We start from the raw sequence: 12311 nt of genomic DNA on the forward strand, positions 1-12311 counted from the left end.
TCCAGTCAATTCATTGCGCGGGGCCGGGACGCTGCGTGCTCAGGACGGGGTGTTTCCCGTCGCCGAGAGCGGACTCTCGGGCACGGCGCCAGCCGGGGGCTGCTCGGAAGGAAGAGAAGTGGCGAGCGGGTGGGAAGGAATCATGTCCGGAAGCTCTTCCTGGACGCGCCGCGCGCGAGGAGACAACAGGAGGAGTCCGACGGCGCCCAGCACCGCGAACCCCAGGACGACGAACAAGAACGCGATGCCACGCCCGGTGCCGGTGCCCAGCACGCGCCCCACGCTGCCGGCGAACGCTCCGCCCGGCGCCATCCACGGCTCGAAGACGCGGTCCGCCAGGGGACCTGCGATCAACGTGGTGAGCAGCACCCCGGACTGTCCCACCGTCTTGCGCAGCGCGGACACCCGGCCCTGGATTTCCAACGGCACCTTGAGCTGCCAGATGACATGGGAGTTGGTCGTGGTGAGCGGCATGGAGAACAGGAACAGCGCCGCCGCCGTGGCGAGCAGCGGCACGCTGGGCGGCAGCGCGGCCAGCAGCAGCATGACCGAGGCGATGATGGGGAAGCCCGCGATGCCGAGGATGCGGCGCCTGGGGCCGCCCCACACGCTGGTGAGGATGCCGCCCGCCAGCAGGCCCATGCCGGAGATGGAGCCGATCAGTCCCAGGTGCTTCAGGTCCGTGAAGGCCAGCACCAGCGGCGTGAAGAGCAGGAGCACCAGCGCGAGGCTCGAGTTGGTGAACGTGCTGAAGGCCAGGATGTACGACAGGCCCGGCCTGTCCCGGACGAAGCGCCACCCCTCCGCCAGCTCCGCGCGCATGGAGCGAGGCCCCGCGCGCCGCACCGAGGCCCCGGGCGCCGACGGGAAGCGCACCACCACCAACACGCCCGCGGCGAACAGGAAGCTGACCACGTCCATGAAGAGCACGCCGTGCAGGCCAATGCTCCCCACCAGCAGGCCCGCGAACAGGGGCGACGCAATCTGGCTGATCGCCCCGCCCAGCTCCGCCATGCCGCTGGCCCGCCCCAGGTGCTGCTTGGGGATGAGCAGCGGCGTCGTGGCCGTCCACGCCGGCCAGCGAAACGCATTGCAACAGCCTCCCAGCAGGACGATGGGGTACAGGTACCAGGCCTTGAACGCGAGCTGGCCCAGGTCATCCGCCACCAGCAGCAGCCAGATGAGCGCGGTGGTGAGGCCGGAGCCCACGTCGCTCCAGAGCATCGCCTTCCTGCGGTCCCACCGGTCCACCAGCACTCCGGCGAACGGCGACAACACCGCCAGGGGCAGCGTGGCGAAGAAGGAGATGAGCACGAAGCGCGTCGTGGAGCCGGTGAGCTGGTAGACGTGCGCGCCAAGCGCGAACGACGTCAACCCCGAGCCGAAGAGGGAGACGAACTGCCCCAGCCATACGAGGCCGAAGGTGAGAAGCGGGCGCGACGGTGAAGCAGGCGACGGGGCAGTCATTTCGCGTGGCGATGCGAGCTGGGTTGGCTGGCGAGCTTCCCACTGGCCAGGGGCACGGCACAGGAACTGGGCACTCCCAGATCAGCTTCACAGCCCTGACGCATTCTTGCAAACAGACTACCCGGACAGTCGCGCTGATACCTGCTGAAACACGGACGGTGCGTGTGGCCGAAGGGAGGTGGCGGGGGAGGGGGCCCTTGTTGCGAGCGGGCGGGCACGTCGCACCTTCTTGCTCAGCAACCCGTTCACCACTTCCAGGAGGCCTTCATGGCGCACACCGACAAGGATGTCGACACGCTCAATTCCTTCCTCCGGGGCGAGATTTCAGCGGTGGAGACCTACCGGCAGGCGATGGGGCACATCGAGGATGACGTACGGCGTCGCACGCTGGAGGAGTGTCGACAGGACCACGAGCACCGCGTGGAGACGCTGCGCTCGCGCATCCTGCAGCTCGACGGCAAACCGGCGGAGGGCTCCGGCATCTGGGGCGCCTTCGCGAAGGTGGTCCAGGGCGGAGCGGACGTCCTGGGTGAGAACGCCGCCATCTCCGCGCTGGAGGAAGGCGAGGACCATGGCCTGCGCGACTACGAGCGCGACGCGGACAAGGTCCACGGCGACCTGCGGCGCTTCGTGCGCATGGAGCTGCTGCCCGCGCAGAAGAGTACGCACAAGAAGCTCAGTCACCTGAAGCACACCCTCCACTGATGACGTGACGGGTGGGAAACCCCAGGCCCGGGCCCCGCGACTCGTTCGCGGACCCGGGCCGTTTCCGTTGGGACTCTCAACTTCCAGGAATGCGCGCGGTGCCTTGAATGGCCGGGCGTCGACCTCGTCACAACCGGCGCGGGTTTCATCTGAGGGAGTAGATCGCCGGGGTGGGGTTGGACGTCGAGGGTTTCACGCCGAGCGGATGGGGCCTGGAGGTTGGGGTTGTGGCGTGCGATAAACGGGGGTCCGCCGACGAGGCTGGAGGAGATGCATGTGGCTGGACGACAGCTCTTCGGAACGCGATGAGGTCTCCGGTGAAGCGCGGCGCGGAGACGAGCGGACCGTGGAGCCCGAGCCAAGGGAAGCGGAGCGCGAGAAGATGCCCCTGGCCCCCGTGGCGTTGAAGGAGAGCAGCCATGCGGGAGCGCTGAGCGCGACCTGTGAGGCGCTGTTCCGCTCCACCGAGGCGGCCCTGCCCTGGGCGTGGAAGCTGCTCCAACTGGCCAAGGGCCCTGGCGCCTTGTCGTCCGAGGCGCGCGGCGCGGCGCTGGAGTTCCTGGACCGCATTCCGCCGCACGTGCGCCGGGGCGTGAGCGAGCTGCTCGCCTTCAGCAACCTGTGGCAGGCGGTCTGCACCCGGCTGGGGCGCCCGGTGGCGCGCTCCACGGAGGAGCTGCTGCGAGAGCTGAACGAGGACCTGCAGCTGCTTCTGCGCGGCGCGCAGGCCCGGCTGGGGACGACGGCCGCGCTGGAGCAGGGCCTGCTGTTGCACCTGGGGCGCCTGCGCGAGTCGCGGGGCATGGAGCCTTCAGCCGCGCTGGAGCTGCGCGCCGCGCTGGACGCCTTCACCCACTCGGTGACGCAGGTGATGGCCGCGGCGAGCGCGTACCGTCGCGCGTGGGAGGCCGCGCAGGCGGAGCTGTCCGAGTCCGCGGAATGGCTGGGCGCGGGAGACCCCGGCTTCTGCGCATGGCTGGCCGAGCACCTCTCCGCGTCCGTGCCCGCCTGGCGCGAGGCGCATGCGTCCAGTCGGCTCCTCCAGGAACTGGGCGCGCTGTCCGGTCCTCCGTAGGCGGGCTGCTCAAGCCTCCACGAGGATGCGGTGCCGGTACAGCTCCAGCAGGATGTCCTCGGAAAGGTCCGCCTGCTTGTGCTCGCGCAGGTGGTGTCGCACGGCCTCCACCGGCTGCCGGCCGGTGAACTCCACGAGCAGGCCATAGGCCTCTCCGGGGAGGGCAATCGCGTCGAAGTCGCTGTATGCGCCCAGGGCCACGCTGCCGTCGGGCAGCCACTGCACGGTGGCGTCCGGGTTGAAGCGGAGGGTGCGCGGCAGTTGGGGTGAGACGGAGGTCGCGAACAGCTTCTCCACGGCCTTCAGCTCGATGACGCCGTCCAGGCCCAGCAGCTTGTCGAGTCCTTCCGCCGTCAGCCCACGCACCAGTTGGTAGCAGGCGCGGAAGTACTCCACCTCGCGGCCCGCGTGCTCCTTCCACAGCTCCGCGTAGACGCGCGTGGGGGGCGGCGCGTCGTCCAGGTCCTCCACTCCGAGCGGGACGCTGTTCAGCTCGGGGCGGTCCTTGCCGGACAGGATGTAGTCGGGCAGCAGCTGGAGCGCCGTCCAGCGCGACAGTTGAATCTCCGTCAGCGTCAGGTACGTCTTGAGGGACATCCAGAATTTGCGGCCGTCGGCGCCCGAGACGTACTTGCAGAAGAAGGTGGAGCAGACGGCCTCGCGGTACGGCCAGATGGTGCAGCCGCCGCTCTCTTCGCCGTAGTAGGGGCAGCGAAGCGACGCGGCCCGGCCGAAGAACTGGTGCCCGTTCTTGTAGAGGAAGTTGAACTTCGCCGGGGGCTTCACCCACTGCGGCGTCACGCCGATGCGGCCCGCGATGCGCGCCTCCATGCGACCGCGTCCCTCGGCCAGCTCCGGGCGCTCATCCGACAGCAGGGCGCCGACGAGGTAGTTGGGCAGGCGAGGGAAGTAGGTGCAGCACTTGGTGTCGGGACGGAAGAAGCGGCTGACTCCGTCCACGGACTCCACGGCGCCCTCCGCGTTGTCCTTGCACATGGCGCACTTGGAGCACGTGGCCTTGGTCTCCTCGGGGACGTCCTGCCGGAAGAAGCCCGGGAGGAGGTCGCGGTAGAGCTCGGGGAGACTGTCGAGGAGGCGGGTCATGGGGCGGGGGGCTCGGGGGCTCTCGGAGGTGGGTCAGCGCGCGGAGGGGTCGTACCACTCGATGCGATAGGTACAGGACTCCGCGTCGTGACGGGTGCGGGAAATGGTGAGGCCCCGCACACCGATGCGATGCAGCCCTTCTTCCAGGACGCCCTCGACGAAGCCCTCGGTGACGTCCGGCTCGTTGAACCACAGCTCCGCGGTGGTGGGGTTCACCACGTTGACGCGCGTCTGCGTGAAGTTGTTGCCGCTGCGGAAGTTGTGCGTCATGCGGCCCAGCGAGCGCATGGGACCCAGCACGCGCGCCAGCGTGAGCACCGCCGAGCCCATGACCGTCTGCGCATAACCTTCAATCATCCGCCGGGCGAGCCGCCGCCGGGCCTCTTCCAGGGGCTTCTCCGGATAGAGGGCGCGGCCGACCTCGTCCAGGCACCTCACCCACACGGAGTGGGGATAGGCGGCCTGGAGGGGGGCGTCCAGGTCCATGCCCAGCTCGCGCAGCTGGGTGCGCAGCTCGTAGGACAAATCCTTGTCGAGCGTCTTCAGGTAGAGGCTGTCCACCGTGTTGCCGAAGATGACGCGCTCCTGGCTCATGCGCTCGTGCCCCCGAGTGTCGCCGGCCTACCCGGGCCGGCGGACGCGCATTCTCCCCGGAGGTGACCTCCGGAGGCCAGTCCTGTCGACGACTACTCGCGGACCTCGTGCACGGGCAGCACGGGTGGTAGCACGGTGTTGCAGCCACGGCCCAGGTTGCCGAGGACGATGGAGTAGTCCGTGAAGTCGACGACGCGGTCCCCGTTGAAGTCCGCCGCCGGGCTGGCCGGGGGAACCCTCAGCCCGTAGTTGGCGAGCATGAAGCGGTAGTCCACGGAGTCGACGCAGCCGTTCCCATCCGTGTCGCCGGGGATGGGGAGCGGGCGCACGTCGTCGATAGGCGTGTAGCGGCCTCCCGACGCCTTGGCGACCTCCTGGACGAAGGTGAGGAAGAAGGGCTCGGGCGCCAGCGTGATGTGGTTGAAGAAGACATCCGCGTCGAAAACGAGCTGGAAGGGATTGGGGCTGTCGCGCAGCGGGTCGCCCGTCTTGAGCATGTTGCGGACCTTCCACTCCCACGAGCCTTCCTCCAGGTCGGGATAGCGCGTGGCGCTCGGAGGGCCGTAGCAGAGCGTGGCCTCCGGCGTGCTGTTCTCCTCGCCGTCGGAGATGAGGCGGACGACCTTGCGGGCGTCGATGCCGGGGCCGAACTGGAGCAGTTCGTCGGCGGCGTCGCAGACAGCGAGCGCCAGGGGCGTCGCGCCCGCGCCCACGCTCAGCCGGCTCAGGCTCGCCACCGTCGTCGGGCCGTCCTCGAAGCCCTGCTCCCGGCGGTAGCCGCCGCCCTCGAACGTCCAGATGGCGAACAGGCGCGGCAGGGCGTTGGGCGTCTGGACGAAGTCGCGCCCGCGCACGAGCGCATCCGCGAAGCGCGTCTGTCCCGAGGCCCGCGTCGTCCTCATGGTGCCGCTGCGGTCAATCAAGATGATGACGTGCTCCTCGGTGAAGGCGTGCGCCGCGGTGCCGGACAGCAAGGCGAGTGAGAGTGCCGCGCCCGCGAGTGCACGCGGGGCCCACCGATTCAGGATACGGGCGAACATGGGTGTCTCCTTGTCGAGTTGCATCAGAACAGCTCCACCTTCACGGGGATGATGCTGTCGTTGCGCGTGCCATCACCGAGCTGGCCTTCCGCGTTGGCCCCCCAGGCCCACGTCGTGCCGTCCGAGCGCAAGGCCATGGAGTGGTGGTCTCCGGCGATGACGGCCACGACGCCCGTCATCCCCGCCACCATCACCGGGACATGGCGGTTCTCCAGGAAGCCGTCCCCAATCTGGCCGTCGAAGTTGAAGCCCCACGCGCGCACCGTGCCGTCCGAGCGCAGCGCCAGCGAGTGATAGTCCCCCGCGGTGATGGAGACGATGCCGCTCAGGTTCGCCACGGACACCGGCGCGTTCTGGCTCAGCGTGGAGTTGTTGCCCAGTTGTCCCGAGCCGTTGTAGCCCCAGGACCACACCGAGCCGTCCGAGCGCAGCGCCATGGAGTGGTAGCCCCCGGCGGTGATGGCCGTCATCGCCGACAGCCCCACCACCTGCACCGGCACGATGTGCCAGGCGTTGTTCCCGCTGCCAATCTGGCCATCGAAGTTGTAGCCCCACGCCCACACCGTGCCGTCGGAGCGCAGCGCCAGCGAGTGGCTGTGGCCGGCCGCGATGGCTGTCACACCCGCCAGGCCCGTCACCTGCACGGGCTGGTTGCGGTCCACCGTCGTCCCGTCTCCCAACTGTCCGTAGCGGTTGAAGCCCCAGCCCCACACCGTGCCGTCGTGGTGCAGCGCGAGCGAGTGGTACGCCCCCGCGGAGATGGCGGAGATGCCAGACAGGCCCGACACCGGCACGGGCTGGGAGCGGTTGGTGTTGGAGCCATCGCCCACCTCGCCCCGCGTGTTGACGCCCCAGGACCACACGGTGGTGTCGCCCTTGAGGACCACGGTGTGGCGGTGTCCGGCGGCCACGGCCACGCTGGCCGTCAGCCCCATGCGCGCGGGCAACAGCCGGTCCGCGCCCAGGCCGTTGCCCAACTGCCCCTCCTCGTTGTCGCCCCAGCTCCAGAGGTTGCCCGCCGCGTCCAGGTAGACGGAGTGCAGCTGGCCCGACGTCACCCCGGGGTTGCCCAGCGTGGTGTTGCCCACGCGCACCGGAGACATGCGGGGCAGGAAGGTGCCGTCACCCAGCTGGCCGAAGGCGTTGTCACCCCAGGACCACACGGTGCCATCCGCGCGCAGCGTCAGCGAGTGCTTGAAGCCCGCCACCAGCGTGACGCCGCCACTGAGGCCCGCTTGAATCGGCAGCGTGCTGCTCGTCAGCGTGCCGTTGCCCAACTGGCGATAGCGGTTGTCACCCCAGGCCCACACCGCGCCGTCCACGCGGACCGCCAGCGAGTGGTAGTTGCCGGCGACCGCCGCCAGCACGTCCGTCAGCACCACCTGCACGGGGTAGGAGCGGTTGATTTTCGTCCCGTCGCCGAGCTGGCCCGTCGAGTTGAGTCCCCACGTCCACGCCGTGCCATTCGAACGCAGCGCCACGCAGTGGGACGCACCCGCGGAGATGGTCACCACGCCGGCGAGCGACTGCACCTGCGCGGGCGTGCCCCGCGTCGTCACCGTGCCATCGCCCAGCTGGCCACTGCGGTTGTCGCCCCAGGCCCACACGGTGCCGTCCGAGCGCAGCGCCAGCGACGTGTTGCCACCGGCCGCCACCGCGATGACGCCGCTCAGGCCCGCCACCTGCACGGGCAGCGTGCTGCTGGTCGCCGCGAGTGCGCCGAGCTGCTTGTAGCGGTTGTCGCCCCAGGCCCACACGGTGCCGTCCGAGCGCAGCGCCACCGAGTGCGAGAAGCCCGAGCCCACCGAGAGCACGCCGAACAGGCCCTGGGCGCGCACGGGCTCGTTGCTGGCGAGGACGGTGCCGTTGCCCAGCTGCCCCGAATAGTTGTCACCCCAGGACCACACGGTGCCATCCGAGCGCAGCGCCGCAGAGTGGTAGTCCCCCGAGGCCACCGCCACCGCGTCCTCCAGGTTCTTCACCTTCACCGGCGTGGGGCTGTCGGTGAACAGGCCATTGCCCAGCTGTCCCTGCCGGTTGTAGCCCCAGGCCCACACCGAGCCGTCCGAGTGGACGCCCACCGAGTGGTACTGGCCCAGCGACAGCCGGGTGGCGGAGGCGCGGCCCGCGAGCGCCTGGCGCAGGGCCTGCTCGTGGGTGGAGGGGTCCTCGCCGCCGCATCCCGTCCAAAGCCAGAGGCCGACGAAGAGCGCCCACGTCCAGCCAATCCTCGACGACAGGTGCGACTCGTTCAGGCTCATGGCCATCCCTTCGGTGTGCGCCGTCAGCGACGGCACCAGGTCTTGCCTTCGGTATCCTTGCAGCCGTCCACCACCCACCGGGCGATGAGCCGTCGCAGCTCCACGGGCAGCTCCATGCCGGCCATGGGCATGCCGGGCTTCGCGGCGACCAGGCCGTGCTCGGCCTCCAGCGCGCGCGTCTCCAGCCTGCGCCAGTACTCCTCGCCCGACTTCTTCTTGAGGTACGTCTTCAGGCCCTCCGCGTCCGCCGTGAAGGCGCTGGCCGCGCGAGGGCTCGTCGCGTGGCAATGCACGCAGGTGGCGTCCCGGAAGAAGGGGCCCCAGAGATAGGCGAGCATCGTGGGAGGCACCGCCCCGGGCATGGCGGCGTCCTTCATCGCCAGCCGCGTCACGCGCGCGTCCAGCTCGCGCTCCTTCTCCACCCGCATCTCGTCGAACAGGCGGTGCAGGAGCCGGGCCTCGTCCAGCGAGAGCGGCACCTCCGGCATTTGCCGGTCCGCGCGCGCGTAGGGCGGCTGCTCGCGGCAGTACTCATACGTCCACTCGGGCGTGTAGAGCCCCAGCGACACCCCATCCCGTCCTGAGAGAGGCTTGTCTCCGGCGTGACAGCTGGCGCAGCGCGCCTTCCAGAGGGTGTCCGCGTCCTTGCGTTCGGAGGCCGTCAGCTTCGCGGCGGGGGCCTCCCTCGCCGGCAGCCGCACCGACAGGAGCGCTGCGACGTCCTTCACGTCACCCGACTGGAGGCTGGGGTAGGCCATCATCCGGGGCGCGCGGCTGCCCTCCTTCTGGGAGAGGGTGCTGGGGCGCTTGAGGAAGGCGGCGAGCCCTCGCGAGGAGATGCGGGGCACCTTCTGTCCCGGATGCTCGAGGAGCTCCGGGGCATTCATGTAGGCCAGCGGCGTCTTGGCCAGATGCGCCAGCTTGTCCTCGCGCACGGGGATGGCGAAGTAGCGCGGGTCCGGCTCGCGCTTCTGGCGCTTCACGGCGACGTCGTTGATTTCGGCGTGGCAGCCAAAGCACTGGCTGTCCGTCCACCGGCCCAGGCCGTTGGCGAAGCGCGTCTGGGGCTCGGTGCGCTTGGACGTGTGGCAGCCGGTGCACTCCTGGGCCACGACGCCCTTGGCGGAGGCCAGACTTCCCAGCACGAGGACGAGGAGGGCGAGCCGTCTCACGGCGCGCTCCCGGTGGGCTGGGTGAGCTTCACGCGCGAGGGGTCCTCCTCTGGCTCGGCGAGGCCCCGAAGCACGTCGCGGAAGTCCTCCGACGTCGCGTCCCCTGGTTTCGCCTGACAGCTCCGGTAGGCGCTCACCAGGGCATACCCGGACACCGACCACCGCGCTTCGGTGGAGCCGGCGGGTGGGGGCACCCGGGTGACGATGCACTGCTGGACCTGCTGCCTGCGCTGCTCCGGCGTCTGGCCGGGCTCGTCGGGGTCATCTCCCGAGCACGCGCACGCCGTCCATCCCATGAGTCCCGCCAGGACCCAGACCCATCGTGTCATCTCGAAAGCTCCCGAGCCGGGAGCGTCATGGCCGTCGCCATGGCCGCCCCCGGCTGCTGATGTGAGGGTTTGTCTTCGCGCGGGGCGCCTTGCCGGCTAGCCGAAGTTGATGACCAGCGGCGTGGGCGTGCAGATGGCGGCGGAGTTGCTCGCCGCGGCCGGGGACATCGTCGCGGTCTGCGCCGTCAGGTTGAGCGTGAAGGACTTGATGTACGTCTCCCAGCCGACCTGCGGGTCGGACGTGACGAACAGGGAGGGGCTGAGCTGGGCGAGCTTGGCGGACTCGAAGAGCACGTTCCAGCTGTTGCCGCCCACGCCCAGGTTGGGCGTCGTCTGGAGCACGCCGTCCGTCACCAGTCGCTGGTTGATGGCGGGGACGTTCAGCAGGGGGCTGTTCGTCGCGCACAGCGGCACCGAGGCGCGCAGGGTGATGACCGGGTTGGCGGCGATATGGGCGCGCACCATCGCCTCGTCGGCGGGGAAGAAGTGGACGCTGAGTCCGCAGACGAGCGGATAGTTGCCGCCGACCACCGCCGGCCGGTAGTTGGTCGGCATGCCCTTGAGCAGGTCCGCGATTCCCGCCGAGGGCTGGCACGAGCCGGCCGAGGGCAGCGGGAGCAGCCGCGCGTCGGTGATGCCATGGCGGGTGATGAAGCCGTTGTACAGGTCCTGCGTGTGGGCGGTGGGGTGGAGGTTGACGAAGAGCCGCCTCATGCCAGCCACGGTGGCGACGGAGTCGGTCGGAATCTGCACGTACTGTGTATAGAAGACAGGGCCGCGATCCATCCCCATGTAGGGAACGAATACCATCTCAGACTCGCGGATGGTGCGCGCATAGTCGAGTGGCGGCGTGTCTGTCTGGGCCTGGGCGGACGTGACGGAAAGACACAACACGGCTGCGAGAGAAAGCTGAAGCAAGCGCATGGAGAAAGGGCCTGGTTGAAGGAAGGAAAGGAGGGGCGGAAGCCACCCCGAAGATGGCCTCCGCCCCGAAGTCATGGCGGTGCGGAATTACTGACCGATCAGCGCCCTGCAGCCCGCGTCTTCCATGTTCCAGCGGACGCGGCCCAGCTCGAAGCCGTCCAGGAGGCAGGTGACGTTCATGTTGGTCTTGACGGTGAAGTCCGTGGGACCCGGGTTGTACTGGATGTAGGTGACCTCGTTGCGCTCCAGGATGAGCTTCTCGTAGTTGGCGCGCATGGTGAAGATGGAGTTGGTCTGGTTGGAGACCTGGCCGTTGACCGGCGTCGTGTAGCGGCGGACCTCGTTGAACAGCTCGTCCTGGAGGCGGGCCTGGACGGCGTTCACGACGTTGATGAAGTTGGAGTCATTGGGCGCGGTGGGGCCCCAGACGCCGTTGTTGAGGTACTCGATGCGGATGCCGCAGGCGTTCTCGGACGAACACGTGACCAGGCGCTCGAAGAAGGCGCGAACTTCGATGTCCACGCAGGAGCTCAGGTGGAACGCCGCGAAGGCGCTGGCCTGCTCGAACAGCGAGCGCCAGTTCACCGTGAAGCGCGCCTGACGGGTCACGTTGTGGGTCTTGATGTCCCAGTCAATCTGGGCCGTCATGATGTTGTCCCACTGGGCGCCCGTGGCCATCAGGGCGCGCAGCTGGTTGGTCCAACCCGGCAGGGTGGTGGCCTGGAAGGAGATGTCCTGCGCGACGACGCTGCCGCCGAGCGCGGGCAGGGTGTTGAACTTGTACATCACGTTGGTGTTGATGTCGTACGGCTGGGTCGGGTCCAGGTGGGTGAAGCAGTTGGGCACCGGGACGTCGCGGCCGTTGACGACGATGATCTCCATCTCGCAGTCGATCTCCACGCGGCCGTTGACCGGCGCGTACCCGGAGAGGACGAACTGGGTGGTGGAGCGGTTGGCCGGAGCCGGGGCAATCTGGAAGCCCTTCGCCGCGGCCTCCGTCGACAGGCGGTTGAGTGCGCCCAGGTCGCTGGTGGTCGAGAACGAGCCGCCCAGGTTCGCCAGCTCCATGCCCGCGAAGAAGCCGAACACGGGGATGAAGGAGGTGATCTGGAAGCGGGGGACGGGGTTGGTCGTCGTGGGCGACTGGACGGCGATGCCGCCGCGGCGCGGGACGTAATAGACGAGGTTGAGGTTGTCCGTGTCGCCCAGGAGCGTGAACGCGTCCTGCACAATCGGAGAGAAGTGCTGCGACATCGGCCTGGCGGCGGGGGACATCGGCGCGGCGAGGGCTTGCGTCGCAGAAAGCGACAGCGCGGCTACGGCGGTAGCGGAGAGGAACTTCTTCATGAGAGACATTCCTTTGCGTGGCGTGAGGACTGGAGGGCGCACCCTTCCCGTGCCTGCGAGCCCAGGGCTCGCAAACCGCGTGTTGGCGTCTTCGGTTCCCCGCCATGCGAGCGTGGGTACCGAGGCCGTTCCGAGTGCTGTGTTTGGACTCCCCCCCATTTGTCCAAGGGCGATGATTGGACTTGGACGATGGCATCCTACCGATTGCGGGCCAGACTGCCAGTGCGGGTTAGGCTAAATCGACTTTGTCTTGAAAGGTTATTTTGTCGGTGAAATCTGGTTTGCTTTTGTTT

Annotated in this window: 11 protein-coding genes; 2 read left to right on the top strand and 9 right to left on the bottom strand. The window is 68.8% G+C overall.

Going from position 1 to position 12311, the window contains the following annotated elements:
- Window positions 1–39: 39 nt before the first annotated feature.
- Window positions 40–1467, bottom strand: coding sequence for an MFS transporter (locus tag HUA76_RS19310; protein ID WP_174461730.1), 1428 nt, complete (start codon window positions 1465–1467; stop codon window positions 40–42).
- 267 nt (window positions 1468–1734) lie between these two features.
- On the opposite strand from HUA76_RS19310, the gene HUA76_RS19315 reads away from it, so the two are divergent.
- Together HUA76_RS19315 and HUA76_RS19320 are read left to right on the top strand one after the other, a co-directional pair.
- Window positions 1735–2172 (top strand): DUF2383 domain-containing protein, encoded by a 438-nt coding sequence (locus HUA76_RS19315; protein WP_141646270.1) that lies wholly within the window; start codon window positions 1735–1737, stop codon window positions 2170–2172.
- Window positions 2173–2446: 274 nt separating this feature from the next.
- Window positions 2447–3247 (top strand): hypothetical protein, encoded by an 801-nt coding sequence (locus HUA76_RS19320; protein ID WP_141646269.1) that lies wholly within the window; start codon window positions 2447–2449, stop codon window positions 3245–3247.
- 9 nt (window positions 3248–3256) lie between these two features.
- Here HUA76_RS19320 and HUA76_RS19325 read toward each other — a convergent pair whose 3' ends face one another.
- From HUA76_RS19325 to HUA76_RS19360, 8 genes are all read right to left on the bottom strand, one after another.
- On the bottom strand, window positions 3257–4351 hold the full coding sequence (locus tag HUA76_RS19325; protein WP_174457287.1) for a hypothetical protein: 1095 nt from the start codon (window positions 4349–4351) through the stop codon (window positions 3257–3259).
- 33 nt (window positions 4352–4384) lie between these two features.
- The gene (locus tag HUA76_RS19330) at window positions 4385–4945 is read right to left on the bottom strand and encodes a DUF2378 family protein (RefSeq protein WP_174461731.1); all 561 of its coding nucleotides are present in this window, start codon (window positions 4943–4945) and stop codon (window positions 4385–4387) included.
- A 92-nt stretch (window positions 4946–5037) separates the two neighbouring features.
- A complete protein-coding gene (locus HUA76_RS19335) occupies window positions 5038–5985 on the bottom strand; it encodes a VWA domain-containing protein (protein WP_174461732.1) in 948 nt (315 codons plus the stop codon).
- A gap of 23 nt (window positions 5986–6008) precedes the next feature.
- Window positions 6009–8246 carry an RCC1 repeat-containing protein gene (locus HUA76_RS19340; protein WP_174461733.1) on the bottom strand — a complete coding sequence of 746 codons (2238 nt, stop codon included), beginning with the start codon at window positions 8244–8246 and terminating at the stop codon, window positions 6009–6011.
- Between the two features lie 23 nt (window positions 8247–8269).
- The gene (locus tag HUA76_RS19345; RefSeq protein ID WP_141648791.1) at window positions 8270–9418 is read right to left on the bottom strand and encodes a hypothetical protein; all 1149 of its coding nucleotides are present in this window, start codon (window positions 9416–9418) and stop codon (window positions 8270–8272) included.
- Window positions 9415–9747, bottom strand: a complete 333-nt coding sequence (locus HUA76_RS19350) for a hypothetical protein (RefSeq protein WP_141648792.1) — start codon at window positions 9745–9747, stop codon at window positions 9415–9417. The genes HUA76_RS19345 and HUA76_RS19350 overlap by 4 nt, the downstream gene beginning before the upstream one ends.
- Before the next feature lie 96 nt (window positions 9748–9843).
- Window positions 9844–10539, bottom strand: a complete 696-nt coding sequence (locus HUA76_RS19355) for a hypothetical protein (protein WP_254614343.1) — start codon at window positions 10537–10539, stop codon at window positions 9844–9846.
- A gap of 219 nt (window positions 10540–10758) precedes the next feature.
- The gene (locus tag HUA76_RS19360) at window positions 10759–12018 is read right to left on the bottom strand and encodes a hypothetical protein (protein ID WP_141648794.1); all 1260 of its coding nucleotides are present in this window, start codon (window positions 12016–12018) and stop codon (window positions 10759–10761) included.
- Between the last annotated feature and the right edge of the window lie 293 nt (window positions 12019–12311).

It is taken from the genome of Myxococcus sp. CA056, assembly GCF_013336715.1.
In the GTDB taxonomy this organism is placed as follows: Bacteria; Myxococcota; Myxococcia; order Myxococcales; family Myxococcaceae; genus Myxococcus; species Myxococcus llanfairpwllgwyngyllgogerychwyrndrobwllllantysiliogogogochensis.